Here is a 19835-nt window from a genome sequence, read left to right as displayed (position 1 = left end):
CACAGAAAGATGCCACAAAAAGCACGTTTTACCATCACCAGCATTTAGGTATTATTTGGAGGAGAAGTTTATGTTAGAACGTTATACACGTCCCGAAATGGGCGCCATTTGGACAACGGAAAATCGGTATCAAGCTTGGTTGGAAGTTGAAATTCTAGCTGTCGAAGCGTGGGCAAAATTAGGCGATATTCCCACAGAGGATGCGCAGAAAATTCGCGCGAATGCTAGCTTTGATTTGGCAGAAGTCAATCGCTTAGAAGCCATCACACACCATGATGTGGTCGCATTCACCCGTGCCGTTTCAGAATCCTTAGCGGATGAAAAAAAGTGGGTCCACTATGGTCTAACTTCAACGGACGTTGTTGATACAGCACAAGGGTATATTTTGAAACAAGCGAACGATTTAATCCGGGCTGATATCGCCAATTTTATGGCTGTTCTAAAAGATAAAGCTTACGAATACCAAAATACCGTGATGATTGGGCGGACGCATGGCGTGCATGCTGAACCAACGACGTTTGGGTTAAAACTAGCAACCTGGTATGCTGAAATGAAACGCAATCAAGACCGTTTCGAACGCGCAGCAAAAGGCGTTGAAGCCGGTAAAATCAGTGGTGCAGTTGGGACTTTCGCCAATATTCCGCCTGAAATTGAAGCCTATGTGACAGAACACTTAGGGATCCGGGCCCAAGATATTTCAACGCAAGTGCTCCCACGAGATCTACATGCTGATTACATTAACACGATGGCGGTCGTGGCGACCTCAATCGAACATTTTGCGACTGAAATCCGGCATTTACAACGAACAGAAGTCCGCGAAGTGGAAGAATTCTTTGCTAAAGGTCAAAAAGGCTCATCAGCGATGCCGCATAAACGCAATCCAATTAGTTCTGAAAACGTTAGTGGCTTAGCCCGTGTGATTCGCGGTCATGTGATTACCGGGATGGAAGATGTGTCATTATGGCACGAACGCGATATCTCACATAGCTCAGCTGAACGGATTATTTTACCCGATACTACGATTTTATTGGACTACATCTTGAATCGCTTCACGCGGATTGTGAAGACGTTGACGGTCTTCCCTGAAAAGATGAAGGCTGACATGAACATCACCCATGGTTTAATTTACAGCCAACGTGTCTTGTTGAAGTTAGTGGATGCGGGTCTGAGCCGTGAAGCAGCCTATGATTTGGTCCAACCGAAGACAGCCTTAGCATGGGATGAACAAAAAGATTTCCGCCAATTATTAGAAGCCGATCCGAAAGTGACGAGTGAACTTTCAAAAGCCGATTTAGACGACGCCTTTGATTACCAATGGCACTTAAAACAAGTTCAAACAATTTTTGATCGGGTGTTTGCATAAGCATCCGACATAAAAAGCCACCTTAGCCTAAAAGTTAGGTTAAGGTGGCTTTTTTATGGCAAAATAAATTCTGATTCGAAACGACAAACTTGGTGATGGTTACTGAGGGCGACTTCAAACGCTTTTTGCCCTAGGGTGAAGAAGTGATGGTCAATTGTTGGCAGTTGCAATAAAAAACTGGATAATTGTTTTTCTTGACCAATTAAAAGCGGGGTCGGCAGTTGATGATCCAGATGATATTGGCGGACACCAGCGGCAATGTCGTCGCCATTTGTAAAATAGCAAGCGAGGGTTGGCTGTTTTTCAACCAGTTGTTCAGCGGCGCGATAGCCATCTTCAAATGAGCGCATGCCACCGACCATTAACTCGGAATCAGGTTGGCAGTTGAAAACTTGTTGATAAGCGTTCGTGACGGCAATCCAGGTCGGGCTTTGCGCTAAATTACGACTTAATAGTAGACCAATTTGCTGTGCTTTGTGGGCTTTAAGGTACTTGAATGCCGCTAAATAGGCGGGCTCACGGTGAGAATAAACGGCCGAGATATGATGGGTCCCCGGGTCTTCACAACAGACAATTTGACCATAACGCGTGTACTCTGCTAAGACTGAGAGTGCAATACCATGTGAAGTAAAAATGAGTGCGGTAAAATTCTTACGTTTTAATTGTTCGAGATAATCTAGTTCGACTGCTTGATTATATTCGGAAGGTAGGAGCACAACGTGATAGCCGCTTGAAAACGCAGCATCCATAATCCCGTTTAAGAGTTGGTTGAAATACGGATGGTCATTGTGCGGTAGGACGACCCCAATATTTTTATTTTGACCGAAGCTTAAATCGCGCGCTAAGCTATTAGGCACGTAATCGAGTTGTTTAATGACCGCTTCGATTGCCGTTTTGGCAGGTTCAGAGACGTATTTTTGATGATTTAACACACGGGAGACGGTCGAAACCGAATAGCCGCTTTTGCGGGCAATATCACGAATTGTTGGCATAATCCTAACCTACTTTTTGATTAACTTTAGTAATGTATTTCTTTAGACCATAGCTGAAGCCACTGTGATGATTAGTCTTCGTAATGAATTGACCCGCCATCTGGATTTGATCACTGGCATTGCCCATGACGATGGGGTGGCCAACTAGCGATAACATGGCTAAGTCGTTTTGACCTTCACCAAACGCGGCGCAATCAGCGACTGTTAGTCCAGTGTTTTCTAAGATGGTGGTTAATGCGTTAGCTTTAGTGGCTTCATGACTCGTAATTTCTAAGGTCATTGTACCTGATTGTTGTACTGAAAGACCAGGCAAGTGGCATTGGTTGATGAAATCAGCAACAGTTGCCCGTTGTTGTGTCGTTTGCATAATCAGTTGAATTTTGAAAAGCTTGAGAAATGGATTTTGCAATTGATCACTAAAATTGATGAGCGTCGGCAATTGACCGGTTTGCTTAGCGATTGCCTCAATACCAGCGTCAATTGTCTGCGTGTACCAGTGGTGTAAGTCATACGCACTTAAACTGATGTCACTAAATTCAGATTGTAATGCGGCAATTAATGTTGCGACAGCAGAGGTTGCAAGTGGATATTCTGCTAAAACCATTGGGAAAAGATCTGTCGGTTGATAAATTAACCCCCCGTTAAAAGCGACTTGGGGTGTCGTTAACGCTAACTGATCAATCGTAGCTTGCATTTCTTGTGGTGAACGCGCAGAAATCAAGGAAATTGGGAGTGGGCTTGCTTTGACAGCCGCAATATCTTTTTCAGAAAGCTGTCCGTCTTGGTTTAACAATGTACCATCTAAGTTAGAAAAAATGTATTTAATCATGATGCATACCACCTTTCTTGGATTAAGGTGAGTATAATTTATGAAACGCGTCCCAGGTCAAGGCAGAAGATTGCGAAAAATTAGAATCCGTTTTACTAGGTCGTGTTCGCTTTTTTCTACCTATCTAGTTTGGTATAATATAGGCTGATTGCATTTACGGAAGGATGACTAATTTGTCTGAAAAAGAATTGTTACAAGGGATGAACGATAAGCAAGCTGAAGCGGTCCTCACAACAGAAGGCCCACTTTTAATCATGGCGGGTGCTGGTAGTGGGAAGACCCGGGTGTTAACGCATCGGGTCGCTTATTTAATTGAAGAAAAGCACGTTTTACCATGGCGCGTGCTGGCGATTACGTTTACGAATAAAGCGGCGCGTGAAATGCGTGAACGGGTCGGTAACTTACTCGGCGAAGGGGCTCAAGATGTTTGGGTATCTACCTTCCATGCCCTTTGTGTGCGGATTTTACGTCGGGAGATTGAACAAATTGGCTACAATCGCGCGTTTACAATCGCGGATCCTTCTGAACAATTGACGTTAATGCGCCATGTTTGTCGGGATTTAAACATCGACACGAAGAAGTTTGAACCAAAGGCGATTTTAGGCACGATTAGTAACGCCAAAAATGAACTCCAAACACCAAGCGACTATGCGGGTCTAGCAAACGGACCATTCGAAAAAATTGTGGCCCAATGCTACACCGAATATCAAAAACGACTCCAACAAAATCAAGCGCTCGATTTCGATGATTTAATCATGCAAACGATCCGCTTATTTAAAGAAAACAAACCAACGCTTGAACATTATCAAGAAAAATTCCAATACATCCACGTTGATGAATACCAAGATACCAATGAAGCGCAATACACATTGGTTAACATGTTAGCTGATAAATACAAGAATCTCTGTGTTGTTGGGGATGCCGATCAGAGTATTTATGGTTGGCGGGGCGCTAACATGGACAACATCATGAACTTCGAACATGATTATCCAGATGCTAAATCAGTGATGTTGGAACAAAATTACCGTTCAACCAAAACGATTCTAGAAGCAGCCAACGGTGTGATTAACAATAATCAATATCGTAAACCTAAGGAATTGTGGACTGAAAATAACGAAGGACAACCAATTACTTATTATCGGGGTCAAAGTGAACGTGACGAAGCACTCTTTGTCATTACGAAGATCCAAGAAGAAATGCAAAAGAACCAACGTAAATTCGGCGACTTTGCCGTTTTATACCGGACAAATGCCCAATCACGGTCAATTGAAGAAGCGTTTGTCAAAGCCAACATGCCATACAAGATGGTCGGCGGGCATAAGTTCTACGATCGTAAAGAAATCAAGGATATCTTGGCTTACTTACGCCTAGTCGTGAATGCGTCTGATTCAATGAGTTTTGAACGGGTTGTTAACAGTCCGAAACGGGGAATTGGCCCCGGCACTCTCGAAAAATTAACGCAATTCGCGGATGATCATCAATGGTCATTACTTGAAGCAGCGCAAAATGCGGAACTCTCAACCATTCCAGGTAAGAGTCGCAAGACGTTGATCGATTTTGGCAACGTCATTGGTGACTTAGCGAAGATGCGCGAATTTTTAAACGTGACGGAATTAACGGAACAATTATTGGATAAGACTGGCTACAAAAAAGCGCTCGAAGTTGAAAACACCCTCGAAGCGCAAAGTCGTTTAGAAAATATTGAAGAATTACTCTCAGTTACCAAACAATTCGACGAACATTATGAACCAGAAGAAGATGACAGTGATTTATTTGTGGACTTCTTAGCCGAATTATCATTGGTCTCTGATTTAGATTCAGTCGAAGAAGAAGCCAGTGAAGTGACCATGATGACCTTGCATGCTGCTAAAGGACTTGAATTCCCAGTTGTTTTCTTGATGGGGATGGAAGAAGGCATCTTCCCACTATCACGTGCTTTATTAGAAGAAGACGAACTGGAAGAAGAACGCCGTTTGGCATATGTTGGGATTACCCGTGCTGAAAGCAAATTGTACTTAACCAACGCTTATTCACGGATGTTATACGGCCGTCAACAAAGTAACCAAGCGTCCCGATTTGTCGGCGAAATCGATGATAAATTATTGGATTACGCAAATGGCAATGCTGGCAGTATTCCAGAACGCAATGTGCCATTTGGTAAGAGCAATCGTTATGCACGCGCAACGGCTACAACGTATAATGCAAATAAAACAACGACGAGTCACAAGATTGCCGACACAACTGGCGGCGATAACAGCGGTGCTTGGACAGCCGGCCAAAAAGTCCAACACAAGAAGTGGGGCATTGGCACAGTTGTCAAGGTCAACGGGACCGGCAACGACCAAGAACTAGATATCGCCTTCAAAGAACAAGGCGTTAAAAGACTACTAGCAAGCTTCGCACCAATTGAAAAAGTAGAATAGAGTGCGTTTCCGACGGTTATCTTCTGAGGATTAGCACAACTCGGCGAATAACTGCTGCAAGCAGTTGTTTGACGAGTAGCGCTAAGCGGAAGTTGTTGCAACCAAAAAGCACGTTTCAAAACAGAGTGTGTTTAAAGCGGATTTGACTCTGAGCATTAGCACAGTGTTGTGAATGACCGACAAAGTCGGTCGTTTGCAATACGAAGCTAAGCACAAGAGTCAGCTTTAAAAAGCACGTTTCAAATCATAAACAGTGAGGAGTCTTCATTATGGGATTAGCTAAACCGATCGATCAATATACGCAAACTGAAGCGGCAGCGGCGGCCCAAGAACTCCGCCAGACATTAGCTGAATACAGCGAAGCCTATTACACCAAAGATGCCCCAGTTGTCGAAGATCACGTGTACGATGAATTGTATCGCGACTTAGAAACGTTAGAAGCGGCCTTTCCAATCATTGTTACTAATGACTCGCCCACTCAAAAAGTCGGTGATCAAGTTCTGCCTGGCTTTAAGAAAGTGACGCATGAAGTACCGATGTTATCAATGGGCGATGTTTTTTCTGAGGAAGAACTCGCGACTTTTGATAATCGACTTCAAAAAAACGTTGAGCATGCCATCGAATATAATGTCGAATTAAAAATTGATGGACTCGCGATTGACTTGATCTATGAAAAAGGGCAATTTGTCCGTGGTGCGACGCGAGGCAATGGGACGATTGGGGAGGACATTACCCAGAATCTTAAGACCATCAAGGCGATTCCGCAAACATTAACCAAGCCAGTCTCTATTGAGGTCCGTGGTGAATGTTACATGCCCAAAGCCTCTTTTGCGGCATTAAATGAAAAACGGGAAGCAGAAGGCCAACCGCCATTTGCAAACCCGCGGAATGCGGCTGCTGGTAGTTTACGGCAATTAGATGCCAAAATAGCGGCTGAGCGAAATTTGAGTGCCTTTATGTACACGATTGTCACCTTTGACGATGTGCAAGCGACAACCCAGTACGAAGCGCTTGAAGTGCTTGCAGAACTCGGCTTTAACGTCAATCCAACCGCTGAAGTTTGTCATAATATGACAGAGGTAAAGACCTTTATCGAGCGCTATCAAGCAACGCGGGATGACTTAGAATACGGCATCGATGGGGTTGTGTTAAAAGTTAACGACTTAGCTTTACAACGCCAACTCGGTAATACGGTTAAAGTGCCACGGTGGGAGATTGCTTATAAATTCCCGCCTGAAGAAGCGGCAACCATTGTTCGTGACATCGAATGGACAATTGGTCGGACAGGGGTTGTCACGCCAACCGCTGTGATGGATCCTGTCCAGTTGGCTGGTACAACAGTCGCGCGCGCTTCATTGCATAACGCTGATATGTTACGTGATAAAGATGTCCGTTTGTTGGACACGGTTTTATTACACAAAGCGGGCGACATCATTCCAGAAATTTCACAAGTAGTACTGGCTAAACGGCCGGCTGACAGTCAACCGTATGTGATTCCGACAGAATGTCCTTCGTGTGGTCATGAATTGGTTCATTTGGATGAAGAAGTTGCATTGCGGTGTATTAACCCAATGTGTCCGGCACAAGTGAAGGAACAGTTAACGCATTTTGCTTCCAGAAATGCGATGAATATTGACGGCTTAGGTCCACGGATTATTGCCCAATTATTGGATCAAGGATTGGTCCATGATGTTGCCGATTTATACCGCTTAACGGCCGATCAACTTGCGCAACTGGATAAGTTTAAAGAAAAATCTATTAATAATTTGTTAAATGCAATTGAAGCTAGTCGCCAGAATTCGCTAGAAAGGTTATTATTTGGATTAGGGATTCGCCATGTTGGTGCCAAAGCAGCCCGTTTATTAGCGGAACATTTCTTGACGATGGAGGCTTTGATGGTCAGTGATCAAGAAGAAATTATGTCGGTTGATACGATTGGCGAGACGATTGCGGATAGCTTAGCGACTTATTTTGCTGATGATCAAGTACAAACTTTAATTCGTGAATTGGCTGAAGTGCAAGTCAACCTGACCTATACTGGGGTGACAAAGGCACAAGCTGAAAATAGTGATAGTTACTTTAACGGAAAAACGGTTGTCTTGACCGGTAAACTATCGCAATATACCCGCGGTGAGTTGAAACAACAACTTGAAGATAACGGCGCTAAAGTGACCGGCTCAGTTTCGAAAAAAACAGATATTTTGATTGCTGGAGAAGATGCCGGCAGTAAATTAACCAAGGCGCAAGCATTGGAGATTCCAATTATCAACGAAGCAGACCTAGATAGTTATTTGGCGCAATAAGCGAATCAATTAGGACTTATAAGGAGGCCATTTTCAGTGGCAAAGTATAAATTATGGGTAGTTGCAGCCGCAACGGTTTTATTGTTGGCAGGTTGTACAAGTTTACAAAGCAATTCGAGTTCGTCATCATCAACTAAGTCGACTAAAAAGCTACAAACGACCGGGAAAGTGACTGACAGCATGTATGAAGGGGTTATTGATAATAACCAATACAAGACAAGTCAGACACGTGGATTAACCACACAACAAAGTAACACGGCATTTGATGTGAAGAGTTTGGAAAGTGGCTTATTAAACATTTCTAAAAAACAATTCCCTACTGATAAATACCTCTACCAAGAAGGTCAAACCATCAAAACGGCGGAAGCGCAAAAATGGTTGGCACGTCAATCAAAAGATAATACACTTGGCTTAAATCCAGAAGATAATGGTGAAAAAGAACCGGATAAGCGGAATCCACTGTATCTCCAACAAATCTTAGAACAAGACTTCTTAGGGGCAGATGGTGCGCTTGAAGGGATGAGTATTGGTCTTGGGATGAATCAAGTGGATTACTATACCAAGGAACAATATGGTGCTACTTTTGAAACCAAAATTTCTAGTGCCATGATGGCGCAACAAGGTAAACAAATGGCCAATAAGGTCTTAACGCGTTTACGGCAGAAAAAAGGTTTGAGTAAGACAACCATCGTGGTGGGGCTTTACAAACAAGCGCCTAAGGATAGTTTAGTGGGCGGAACCTTCTTCGCTTATGGGGTCAGCAAAAACGGTAGTACAACGATTGATTCATGGCACAAAATGAACCAAGCCAACCAAGTTTTCCCACTCGTTAATGATGAAAAAGCGGTCAATCAAAGTGATGCGGACGCGTTTACTAGTTTTAAAGAACAAGTCCAAACCTTCTTCCCGAACTTGAGTGGTGTCACGGCTCAAGCACACTATGAAGATGGTGTATTGGCTGGGATGAACATCACCGTTAATACACAATTCTACAGTGAAACAGAAATCATGAGTTTCACACAATACATTGCAACCGCTGCTGATAAATATTTACCACAAAATATTCCATTAGATATTTCAATCTCGTCTGCAGAGGGGATGCAAGCTTACGTAGGCCGAGCAGCCGGCAGTAAAAGGTTCTCAACCCACGTATTCGGGAGTTATTAATTAAAGAGTGCGACAACAGTCAGTTATGACTGATAGGCAAAAAAATAGCGTCGACAACTAACGCAGTTGTCGACGCTATTTTTTTGGACCTTTAAAAGTCAGTGGTTGTAATAAATAAAATAACAACAATATCGCATATTGTTGTTATTTTATTTATTACACCAAAGGAGAGCATCATGAACGAGTTTAAAACAGCACGGAATTGGCTAGACAATGCCGATGATTCAAAAGCAACAAGCTAAGTTTAACGCATTTGTTCAAAAGTATCGTTCACAAAACGTGGTGATTCTGGAATTAGGAATTGGTGCTAATAATCAGTTAATTAAGGCGCTCCTCATGCAATTGGTGGCGCAAAGTCTAAGTTACCGTTACATCACGTTGAATTTACCGCACGAAATCAATATTCCCGCAGCCATTGAACAACGGTCAATCGGCCTTGCTGGATCAATCGATGATAATTTTAAGGAGCTCCTCAAAAATGACTAATTCAGACTATCAAGCAACACTACAAAAAATGGCTACGACGATTAAAGAGGCGGACTACGTCATCGTGGGAGGCGCAGCCGGTATGTCGGCTGCGGCTGGCCCTGATTGGTATAATCCCGGCGATTTATGGGGCTTTAAGCTGTCTTTAATTCATTTTGTTTTACATGAACCAGTTTACCAACCGTATCAGGACTTGAAAGCCATTTTAAAGGATAGAGACTATGATTTGATAACGACGAATCAAGACGTGCAATTCTCGAAAGCTTTTCCAGATAAAGATGTCGCCACGATTCAGGGTGACTGGTCCTATTTTCAATGTGCCGATAAATGTCATGATCAAGTCTATCCTAATCAGACAGTTGTTGATCAATTATTTCCGCAAATTGAAAATGGCCATTTACCCGAAAACTTAATTCCGCGGTGCCCTAAATGTGGTGCTGAAATGTTGGAATGGGTCCGTGGTTATGAATTCCTTGAAGGACAGCACTACAACAAGCAATACGCAAAGTATCGTCAATTTATTCAAAAAGCTGAAGGTAAAAAAACGGTCTACTTAGAACTAGGTGTGGGTATGATGACACCGATGTTTATTAAGGAACCGTTTATGAATCTGACGTACCAAAATCCACAAGCAACATATATCACCGTTAATCCCAAAGATGCGATTGTGCCACGTGAATTAATGGACCGCGGTATTGCAGTTAAGTATGACTTAGTAAAGGTACTAGCAAATCTAAAAGAGTGCGGCATCAGCCGGGTATCCGCTGAAGATTAACACAGAATGGTGAATAACCGGGTTAGCGATTGTTTGCCATTCAGGGTTAACCGGAAGCGGTTGGCTGATAGAGCACGTTTAAAAGAAAAGAGTGCGGCATCAGCCGGGTATCCGCTGAGGATTAACACACAAAAAGGTTGGGCAATTTACCCAACCTTTTTGTGTGTTAGTTTTCGTAAAGTTTTAATTCTGGATTTTCAACGAGACGTTGTTGATATTGTTCGATAATGTCGGCTAGTTTGATGGCTTGCATTTGCTGTTCAGCAGTTTCTTGGATTTGATCGTAATAGGTAGCAAGCGATAATTGAATATTTTGTCCGGGGCCGCAACTAGGATCAATTTGGGTATCGATGTTCAATAACCGGGTATCATCGACGGCTTTATAGATATCACAGAGCGAAATTTGGTCAGGAGCTTTCGTTAGTTTGGGTTCGGCATGGCCCTTAACGCTCGTCAATAGGCCAGCTGTCTTAAGTTGCCCCATGATTTGGCGAATAAAAGAGGGGTTAGTATTGATGCTTTTAGCAATGCGCTGACTAGAAAGGTTATCAAACGGGTTTAAAGCAATCAGGGTCATCAGGTGGACGGCATTGCTTAAACGGACTGATTTTTTCATGATAGACTCCTTTTAAAAAGATGTTATTAAGAGTATAACACCTATTGAGGTGTTCTGCTGTAATCAGGCTAGCCAGAGTCTGCCGTAAATGAAAATTACATGAAGGGAGTTCAGACTGGATACCGATAATACAGCCCGATAATCAATTAAGTTGCTTCTATCAGTAGGTTTGGGTTCTTTTATGAGCATGAAATAAGTTGTGAAATGTCTATTAAAATTAGACTTATTTTTGAAAAATAATTAAGCAATAAAAAAATTCACCCAAAATTTTGGGTGAACGCATCAAACTTTAATGAAATTATTTTAGCAGTGGAGTGGTTATAAACGTTTAAAATAGGAAAAAAACAATTCTAAATAGTTTAGTAACTTCTAGTATGGGTAAATCCGTAAGTTACACCGACAGACTATTGAGTGTTGCTTTTGAAACTACTCAAAACTGGGGACGCTTGGTTACGATACTTGCCGCTTAGCTAATACTGAGTGTTATTTGTTAAGTTGGAAAGCCTTAGTGATTAAGTCTTCCAATGATGACATGATTTGATTGCTAGCCCAATCTGTTGTGAGTTGTTTGAAAGCAATTGCTTTTTGATCGATGTCATGTTTCTTAGGCATTGGTTTGAAGTTTTCGGCTGGTTGGTCTTCTTCAACTGCTGTTTCTTCAAATTGTTCAGGTGCTACTTCCGGTGCGGCTACTGTTTCGTCTTGAACTTCTGCGGGGGCAGTTGTGCTTCGTGAGCCATCTGCTGATTCCCAGTAGTGAGTTGTTTGACCGCCAATTGTTTCGGTAACTTCTACAGGTTCGCTGTCATCGATTTCTGTTTGTAACCATGCTTCTTCTAAAGCGGCTTGTTCTGCGGCTGCTTCTTTGGCTTTAGCGGCCATTCCAGGTGTTACACCAGTGATAGTTACACCAACCGAAGTGGCCGCTGCTGAAACGGTCGTACTTTGTAAGACAATGCCACCCATTAAACTTAAAACTGCTACTGCTACAAGGTGTTCCGAGATATTGATTTTCATATTATAACACTCATCTATAAGTTAATGATAATCTTGTACATTATTCACAACTTATTATCTGTACTCGGTATATAATATTAAACGAATGCTTATCTATGATAAACTCTTATAAATCATATCGTCTTCTAATGAATTGCATAACATTCAATTACGCTTTTAAAAAGAAAGTAAAAATATATTTCAATATCTGCTGAAACCGGTAAAGATTAGGAAAAACTGGTAAATTCCAAGGGATGTCACTTTCTTATACGTTAATATATGGTAAAATTAATCAGAATGGATAAAAGTGACAGAATTAGAAGAGGGGTTTACTCATGATTGATAAAACACAAGTTCAGCATGTCGCAGAACTTTCAAAACTAGCTTTTAGCGATGCTGAGTTAGAACAATTTACTGAACAACTTGCAGACATCATGAAAATGACTGATGAATTAAATAAAGTTGATACAACGGGTGTCCCAGTGACGACCCACGTGAATAACCTTCAAAATATTGTCCGCGAAGATGTGGCTCAAGCTGGCACAGATCGCGAGATTTTAATGAAGAATGCACCAGATTCAGCGGACGGCTTATTGAAAGTCCCTGCCATTATGGATAAGGAGGAAGACTAGCCGTGAACTACTTATATGAAGATTTACAAAGTATCCATGCCAAATTAGTGGCTGGTGACTTAACTGCTAGCCAATTGGTAACTGAAACAGTTGCTGAAATTGACAAGAGAGAACCACAAGTTGATGCTTTTTTAGTAATCGATGAAGCTGGTGCACAAGCTGCGGCTGCCAAAGTGGACGCCCAACCAATTGATGCAGATAACTTATTAGCTGGGATGCCAATTGGGATTAAAGATAACTTATTAACAGATGGCTTAACAACTACTGCTGCCAGCAAGATGCTTGAAAATTTCACGCCGGTTTTTGATGCAACGGTTGTTGAAAAATTAAAAGCTAAAGATGCAATTGTGATCGGTAAAAACAACATGGATGAATTCGCAATGGGTTCATCAACAGAAACATCAGCCTTCAAGAAGACAAAGAACCCTTGGAACTTAGACAAAGTACCTGGTGGTTCATCAGGTGGTTCTGCAGCAGCAGTTGCGGCCGGTGAAGTCGTTGCTTCTTTAGGGACAGATACGGGTGGCTCAATTCGCCAACCAGCTGCATTTAATGGGATTGTCGGCATCAAACCAACATACGGTCGTGTGTCACGCTGGGGTGCGATCGCTTTTGCTTCAAGTCTTGATCAAGTTGGGGTCTTTAGTCGGACAGTTGCTGATAATGCGACTGTTTTACAAGCCATCAGTGGTCATGATGAAAAAGATAGTACGAGTGCTGATATCCCAGTGCCTGATTTCCGTGCCGCTTTAAATGGTGACATCAAAGGCATGAAGATTGCTGTTGCCAAAGAATACATGGCAGAAGGTGTCGAACCAGGCGTTAAAGCCCAAATCGAAACAGCCATTGAAACTTTGAAATCATTAGGGGCAACCGTTGACGAAGTCAGCTTGCCAAATTCTAAGTATGCCGTCCAAACTTACTACATTATGGCTTCAAGTGAAGCTTCATCTAACTTGTCACGTTTTGACGGGATTCGTTATGGTTATCGTTCACCTGAAGCCAAGACACTTGAAGATGTGTATGTTAAATCACGTTCTGAAGGTTTCGGTGATGAAGTGAAACGGCGGATTATGTTAGGGACGTTTGCCCTTTCATCAGGCTTTTACGATGCTTACTTCAAGAAGGCTGGTCAAGTGCGGACATTAATCGTGCGCGACTTTGAAAAAGTTTTCGCAGACTACGACTTAGTGGTTGGACCAACAACACCAACCACCGCTTTTGACTTGGGTCGCAAAGTATCAGATCCAGTGACAATGTATATGAACGATATCTTAACAATTCCTGCTAACATGGCTGGCTTACCAGCAATGTCAGTGCCTGCCGGCTTAGTAGATGGCATGCCAGTTGGTTTACAAATTATTGGGAAAGCATTTGATGAAGAATCTGTTTATCGCGCAGGTTATGCCTTTGAACAAGCAACTCAATTTAACAAGAACGTTCCAAGCTTCAAAGGAGGAAAAGCCTAATGAATTTCGAAACAACAATCGGACTTGAAGTGCATATTGAATTAAAAACCAATTCAAAAATGTACAGTCCATCTCCTGTAAACTATGGTGCAGAACCGAATACTAACACGAATGTGATTGACTGGGGTTATCCTGGGACATTGCCAACCTTGAATAAAGGGGCATACACACTTGGGATGATGGTTGCGACTGCCTTGCACGCTGATATTGCGCGCGATACGCATTTCGACCGGAAGAATTACTTCTATCCAGATAATCCAAAAGCTTACCAAATCACACAATACGAACAACCCCTTGGTAAAGATGGCTATATCGAAGTCGAAGTCGATGGCCATGCAAAGCAAATCGGGATTGCCGAATTGCACGTTGAAGAAGATGCCGGGAAGAATACCCATGGCTCTGACGGCTATTCATATGTCGATTTAAACCGTCAAGGGACTGCCTTGATTGAAATTGTTTCAAAACCTGATATGTCAACGCCTGAAGAAGCCTATGCTTACCTTGAAACGTTACGCCAAATTGTTCAATTTACTGGCGCATCTGACGTTAAGATGGAAGAAGGTTCAATGCGGGTAGATACTAACATTTCTGTGCGACCAATCGGTGCGAAGCAATATGGTGTGAAATCAGAATTGAAGAACTTGAACTCCTTTAATCACGTCCGTTTGGGGTTAGCTTATGAAATCAAGCGTCAATCACAACTTTTGATTGCTGGCGAAACAGTGCGCCCTGAAACCCGTCGTTTTGACGAAAAAACGGGCGAAACATTCCTCATGCGGGTTAAGACCGGTGCGGATGACTATCGTTATTTCCCAGAACCAGATCTACCACCATTACACATTGGTGATGATTGGTTACAAGAAGTTCAAGACAATATGCCTGAAATGCCGGCTAAACGGCGTGCACGCTATGTGGATGAATTGGGCTTGCCTGAATACGATGCGGGTGTCTTGACGAACACCAAGGAAATGTCTGACTTCTTTGAAGCAGCTGTTGCTGATGGCGCCGCACCAAAACAAGTTTCTAACTGGTTGATGGGTGAAGTGAATGCTTACTTGAACGACAAACAAATTGACCTTCAAGAAACAGCCCTCACACCTGCCCACTTAGCCCAAATGATCAATTTAATTAAAGACGGGATTATTTCATCGAAGATTGCTAAGAAAGTCTTCCAAGAAATTATCCAAAATGACACGGATCCAAAAGCCTGGGTTGAAGCTAAAGGCATGGTCCAATTATCAGACCCTGCTAAGTTGACACCAATCATCACAGGTATTTTAGATGACAACCAACAATCAATTGATGATTTCAAGAACGGTAAAGACCGCGCAGTTGGGTTCTTAGTCGGTAAGATTATGAAGGAAACACGGGGTCAAGCTAATCCGAAAGTTGTCAATGACTTGTTGATGGCCGAATTGAACAAACGATAATTGATATTTTAGGAGATTCGAATGCAAAAACGTGCACGGTTAATTTATAATCCAACTTCAGGACATGAAGTGATGAAACGTAGTGTCGCTGATATTCTGGATATTTTGGAACAAGCGGGTTATGAAGCGAGTGCTTTTCAAACAACGCCTGAAGAAGCTTCAGCGCAAAAAGAGGCCACAAGAGCAGCAAAGGCGGACTTCGATTTAATCGTTGCCGCTGGCGGTGATGGGACAATTAATGAAGTCGTCAACGGCATTGCCGGCTTGGAAAAACGCCCAATGATGGCCGTCATTCCGGCTGGGACAACAAACGATTATGCTCGGGCTTTGAAGATTCCGCGTGATAATCCGGTTGAAGCAGCCCGCGTGATTTTGAAGAACCAAACGCTTAAGATGGATATCGGTCAAGCCAATGACAATTACTTCATGAACATTGCTGGTGGTGGTTTGCTAACCGAATTGACCTATGAAGTCCCCTCAGACTTTAAGTCAATTTTTGGCTATCTCGCGTATGTCGTAAAAGGTGCTGAGATGTTACCCCAAATTAAACCGATTAAGATGCATCTGGAATATGATGAAGGTACGTATGATGGGGAAGCTTCCCTATTCTTACTCGGTTTAACCAATTCAGTTGGTGGATTTGAACAGATTGCGCCGGATGCACAACTGAATGATGGTAATTTCTCATTGATTGTGGTTAAGACAGCCAACATGGCCGAATTAGTCCATTTAATCGCACTCGTCATTAAAGGTGGCAAACACGTTAATGATCCACGGGTCATTTATACCAAGACGTCAAAACTAGTTGCGCGTCCTGGTGATGATGACGTTAAGATGATGATTAATTTAGATGGCGAATACGGTGGCGATGCACCAATGACCTTTACTAACTTGCAACAACATATCGAGATGTATGTGAATAAGGAAGATATTCCAGATCACGCTATTACATCAGAAACCCCTACTCAGCAGTCTGCCGAAGATTTATTCGTAAAGGAAGTCGAAGCAATTTCTGAAGAAGACATAGACGGCGATGGTAAAATAGGTTAAACTGGAACATTGGATAACGTGGGCGGATTGACCGCACACTTGTAGCTAAGAAAAGAGTCCGAAGCAAAACTCAGTTTTGTCTCAGACTCTTTTTACACAATTAAAAAGAGGTAACTATGAAAATACAAGCACCTGTAAGAAAAAATGAAACATTGACGGTTGATATTATGGATTTAACCTATGAAGGCATGGGTGTCGCTAAAGTCGACAACTATCCGTTGTTTATCGAAGGCGTTTTGCCCGATGAACAAGCAGAAATCCAAGTCACAAAGGTCAATAAACAATATGGTTTTGCGCGCTTAGTTAATTTATTGAAGAAAAGCCCAGACCGCGTTGAATCAAAAGCTAACATTTACTCACAAACTGGGATTGCGCCATTACAACACTTGGCATACCCAGCCCAATTAGATTTCAAGCGTAACCAAGTCTTGAACGTCTTCCAAAAAGCCCATTTAGATATTCCAGTGCAACCTGTTTTAGGGATGGATGATCCAACAGGTTACCGGAACAAGGCGCAAGTTCCTGTTCGGTTTATCGATGGTGCTTTAACAACTGGTTTCTACCGGAAACACAGTCATCAAGTGATGCCAATGGAAGACTTCTACATTCAAGATCCTAAGATTGATGAAGCTATCAAGGTCATTCGTGATATCTTGCGTCGTTTCTACATTGATCCATACAACGAAGATACGCATAAGGGTGTTTTGAAGACCATTATGGTTCGCCGCGGTTATTACAGCCACGAAATGATGATTGTCTTCATCACGCGGAGTAAGAAATTACCGGCTGCCCGTGAAATCGCCGTTGAAATCAAAAAAGCTTTACCAGAAGTGGTCAGCATCATGCAAAACGTCAATGCTGCTCAAACGAACGTCATCTTTGGTGACGAAACAAAATTAATCGCTGGCCGCGACTTTATTCGTGATGAATTAATGGGCTTGAAGTTCGAAATTTCAGCCCAATCATTCTACCAAGTGAACCCAGTGCAAACGGAAGTCTTGTATAATAAGGCAATCGAAGCTGCTGAATTAACGGGGAACGAAACAGTCATTGATGCTTATTCAGGGATTGGGACGATTTCATTAGCAGTCGCTAAACATGCTAAGCAAGTTTACGGTGTTGAAGTTGTTGAATCAGCTGTTATGGATGCGCGGCACAATGCCAAGATTAACGGCATCGAAAACGTTGAATTTACACTCGGTAAAGCCGAAGAAGTGATGGCGCAATGGCAAGCAGATGACTTAAAAGTCGATGCTTTGATTGTTGACCCACCACGTAAAGGGTTGGAAACTAGCTTCATTGAAGCCGTTGGTCAATTAAAACCAGCCAAGATGGTCTATGTCAGCTGTAATCCAGCAACATTGGCGCGTGATTTAGAACTATTGGCAGCCCAAGGCTACCAAGCAGAAAGCACACAACCAGTCGACATGTTCCCACAAACGCTACACGTCGAAAGTGTCACTAAATTAGTATTAAAATAAAGTGCGTTTGTGGCGGTTAACTTCTGAGTATAGCCTAGGCTGGCGAATAACCAACAAGTTGGTGATTTGACAGACGTAGCTAGACGGAAGAAGTTGCCACAAAAAGCACGTTTCAAAATAAAGTGCGTTTGTGGCGGTTAACTTCTGAGTATAGCCTAGGCTGGCGAATAACCAACAAGTTGGTGATTTGACAGACGTAGCTAGACGGAAGAAGTTGCCACAAAAAGCACGTTTCAAAATAGAGTGCGTTTGTGGCGGTTAACTTCTGAGTATAGCCTAGGCTGGCGAATAACCAACAAGTTGGTGATTTGACAGACGTAGCTAACCGGAAGAAGATGGTTTATGGCGCACGTTTTAGCGGGTCGTTATTATCCAGAGATGGAAAGTAGCGACCCGTTTTTTGCGTTCAGACGTGCATTTAAGCGGAAGGTCGGCTAGAATGAAATTATCAAAACATGTTTAGAGGGTTAACGCATGAATGTCAAAAAACAATCTATAATGATGCGCTTAGCGCAACATTTTAACCGATTCCAATCCGCGGCGGTCTATCAGATTATGCAGCGAAGTTTAACGTTGTTATTTCCATTTGTCTTGATTGGGAGTATCAGCCAACTCATCCAGCTAGCACTTTTTAACCGGAATAGTTTTGTTGTGAATGTATTTCATCTTTCGAATTGGTTGAGTAAACGGAATATCTTTCAGATGATGTTTGACAGCATTACGAGTTTGACGTTAGGAATCGTTGCGGCATTAGCAGCGATGTGTGCGGCGCGCTATACAGCCAAACACTATAAGCGTGATGAACAATTAGCCAGCATTACGGGGCTTATTGCCTATTTAATCTTAGCGTTACGGTTGACGCCAAATGAGGGCTTATCTTTCAACAGCCAGATGTTGGGAATGGGGGGCTTATTTTTTGGCCTATTAGTCGGCTATCTGACTGGATTAGCCTTCAAAAAATTAGGACGACCTCATCGGCGCGATTTACCGTTGAATGGGTCAGCAGTAGGACGTTCATTGGATTCTATGTGGGCGATTTTATTGGTGCTCGGCGTCATTTTAGGGCTGAGTGTCCTGCTAAATTGGTTGGCGATTTCAATCTTGCCAGATCAAGTCATCTTACGATTACAATCACTAAAAGCAAATCAAACGGGTCTGCTTTTCACGTTGGGGACTGGTTTAGCGGCCACTAGCTTAACTTTTTTTGGATTAACGAGTATGCCAACATTGGCCCAATTTGGGCGTGAGGGAATCGCATCCTCGGCCAACTTAAACTATGCATTTAGTCATCACACGGCTTGGCACGTTCCATATCCGTTCACGTTAGGGACTTTGTATGAACCCTTTGGTGCGATTGGCGGGACGGGTGGGACATTAGCCTTAGTGATTGCCGTTTTCATCTTCAGCAAACAAAGGGATTATCATTTGATTGGTCGATGGTCGTTGTTGCCCGTTTTATTTAACTTTAATAGCGCGGTCCTTGTGGGAATGCCTGTCATTGGAAATGGCTTGTATGTGATTCCATTCTTATTGGTACCACTGGTAAACATGGGGATTGCATCGGCAGCAGTTGCATTGAATCTCATGCCGTCGGTAGTCTTCACGGTTCCACTTGGGACCCCCGGCTTATTGCAAGCGTTCATGGGCACCAACGGTGATTTAGTCGCGCTGGCGGTGACGGTATTAAACGTTGTCGTCGGCGTGATGATCTACAAGCCGTTTGTCCAATTGGCAGATCAATTAGCACTCGTAAAGGAGGCGGCATAAATTGGCCAAATTAAGAAAAAAAAGCCTCTGGTTGTTAGTCATTAGTTTGGCCTTGA

Annotated in this window: 16 protein-coding genes; 12 read left to right on the top strand and 4 right to left on the bottom strand. The window is 42.7% G+C overall.

All coding sequences use genetic code 11. The features are described from left to right. Window positions 1-70 precede the first annotated feature (70 nt). Window positions 71-1363, top strand: a complete 1293-nt coding sequence (gene purB / locus LCU_RS05890) for an adenylosuccinate lyase (RefSeq protein ID WP_004270142.1) — start codon at window positions 71-73, stop codon at window positions 1361-1363. A 53-nt stretch (window positions 1364-1416) separates the two neighbouring features. Here purB and LCU_RS05885 read toward each other — a convergent pair whose 3' ends face one another. Both LCU_RS05885 and LCU_RS05880 read right to left on the bottom strand, forming a co-directional pair. Next, entirely contained in the window at window positions 1417-2355 is a 939-nt protein-coding gene (locus LCU_RS05885) for a LacI family DNA-binding transcriptional regulator (protein ID WP_056967037.1), read from the bottom strand. Between the two features lie 4 nt (window positions 2356-2359). After that, complete coding sequence (locus LCU_RS05880) at window positions 2360-3184, bottom strand: HAD-IIB family hydrolase (protein ID WP_004270166.1); 825 nt, start codon at window positions 3182-3184, stop codon at window positions 2360-2362. A 200-nt stretch (window positions 3185-3384) separates the two neighbouring features. Here LCU_RS05880 and pcrA point away from each other — a divergent pair, with 200 nt between their 5' ends. The 5 genes from pcrA (at window position 3385) to LCU_RS05855 (ending at window position 10338) form a co-directional block, all read left to right on the top strand. Next, a complete protein-coding gene (pcrA, locus tag LCU_RS05875) occupies window positions 3385-5607 on the top strand; it encodes a DNA helicase PcrA (RefSeq protein ID WP_371857631.1) in 2223 nt (740 codons plus the stop codon). 269 nt (window positions 5608-5876) lie between these two features. Next, window positions 5877-7910: an NAD-dependent DNA ligase LigA gene (gene ligA / locus LCU_RS05870; RefSeq protein WP_056966634.1), complete on the top strand. Its 2034-nt coding sequence runs from the start codon at window positions 5877-5879 to the stop codon at window positions 7908-7910. A 36-nt stretch (window positions 7911-7946) separates the two neighbouring features. Next, window positions 7947-9077 (top strand): CamS family sex pheromone protein, encoded by a 1131-nt coding sequence (locus LCU_RS05865; protein ID WP_056966636.1) that lies wholly within the window; start codon window positions 7947-7949, stop codon window positions 9075-9077. A 213-nt stretch (window positions 9078-9290) separates the two neighbouring features. Beyond that, complete coding sequence (locus LCU_RS05860) at window positions 9291-9563, top strand: hypothetical protein (RefSeq protein WP_174795736.1); 273 nt, start codon at window positions 9291-9293, stop codon at window positions 9561-9563. Beyond that, window positions 9556-10338, top strand: coding sequence for an SIR2 family NAD-dependent protein deacylase (locus LCU_RS05855; protein WP_056966638.1), 783 nt, complete (start codon window positions 9556-9558; stop codon window positions 10336-10338). Before LCU_RS05860 ends, LCU_RS05855 begins: the two co-directional genes overlap by 8 nt. Window positions 10339-10504: 166 nt before the next feature. Here the strand turns inward: LCU_RS05855 and LCU_RS05850 are convergent, their stop codons facing one another. Continuing rightward, a complete protein-coding gene (locus LCU_RS05850) occupies window positions 10505-10954 on the bottom strand; it encodes an Rrf2 family transcriptional regulator (RefSeq protein ID WP_004271312.1) in 450 nt (149 codons plus the stop codon). Between the two features lie 483 nt (window positions 10955-11437). After that, the gene (locus tag LCU_RS05845; protein ID WP_056966640.1) at window positions 11438-11971 is read right to left on the bottom strand and encodes a hypothetical protein; all 534 of its coding nucleotides are present in this window, start codon (window positions 11969-11971) and stop codon (window positions 11438-11440) included. Window positions 11972-12285: 314 nt separating this feature from the next. Between LCU_RS05845 and gatC the strand changes: the two genes are divergently transcribed. The 6 genes from gatC to LCU_RS05815 all read left to right on the top strand — a co-directional run bounded on the left by gatC (window position 12286) and on the right by LCU_RS05815 (window position 19779). Next, window positions 12286-12582 (top strand): Asp-tRNA(Asn)/Glu-tRNA(Gln) amidotransferase subunit GatC, encoded by a 297-nt coding sequence (gatC, locus tag LCU_RS05840; RefSeq protein WP_004270869.1) that lies wholly within the window; start codon window positions 12286-12288, stop codon window positions 12580-12582. A gap of 2 nt (window positions 12583-12584) precedes the next feature. After that, entirely contained in the window at window positions 12585-14051 is a 1467-nt protein-coding gene (gene gatA, locus LCU_RS05835) for an Asp-tRNA(Asn)/Glu-tRNA(Gln) amidotransferase subunit GatA (RefSeq protein ID WP_056966642.1), read from the top strand. Further along, window positions 14051-15481, top strand: a complete 1431-nt coding sequence (gene gatB, locus LCU_RS05830; protein WP_056966643.1) for an Asp-tRNA(Asn)/Glu-tRNA(Gln) amidotransferase subunit GatB — start codon at window positions 14051-14053, stop codon at window positions 15479-15481. The genes gatA and gatB overlap by 1 nt, the downstream gene beginning before the upstream one ends. A gap of 21 nt (window positions 15482-15502) precedes the next feature. Next, on the top strand, window positions 15503-16531 hold the full coding sequence (locus tag LCU_RS05825) for a diacylglycerol kinase (protein ID WP_054644181.1): 1029 nt from the start codon (window positions 15503-15505) through the stop codon (window positions 16529-16531). Window positions 16532-16647: 116 nt separating this feature from the next. Next, complete coding sequence (rlmD, locus tag LCU_RS05820; RefSeq protein ID WP_056966645.1) at window positions 16648-18012, top strand: 23S rRNA (uracil(1939)-C(5))-methyltransferase RlmD; 1365 nt, start codon at window positions 16648-16650, stop codon at window positions 18010-18012. Window positions 18013-18486: 474 nt separating this feature from the next. Continuing rightward, the gene (locus tag LCU_RS05815) at window positions 18487-19779 is read left to right on the top strand and encodes a PTS transporter subunit EIIC (protein ID WP_056966695.1); all 1293 of its coding nucleotides are present in this window, start codon (window positions 18487-18489) and stop codon (window positions 19777-19779) included. Window positions 19780-19835: the final 56 nt, after the last annotated feature.

The organism is Latilactobacillus curvatus JCM 1096 = DSM 20019 (genome assembly GCF_004101845.1).
GTDB lineage: Bacteria > Bacillota > Bacilli > Lactobacillales > Lactobacillaceae > Latilactobacillus > Latilactobacillus curvatus.
Note: the sequence above shows the minus strand (reverse complement) of the source record. Positions and strands in the feature narration are given on the sequence as shown.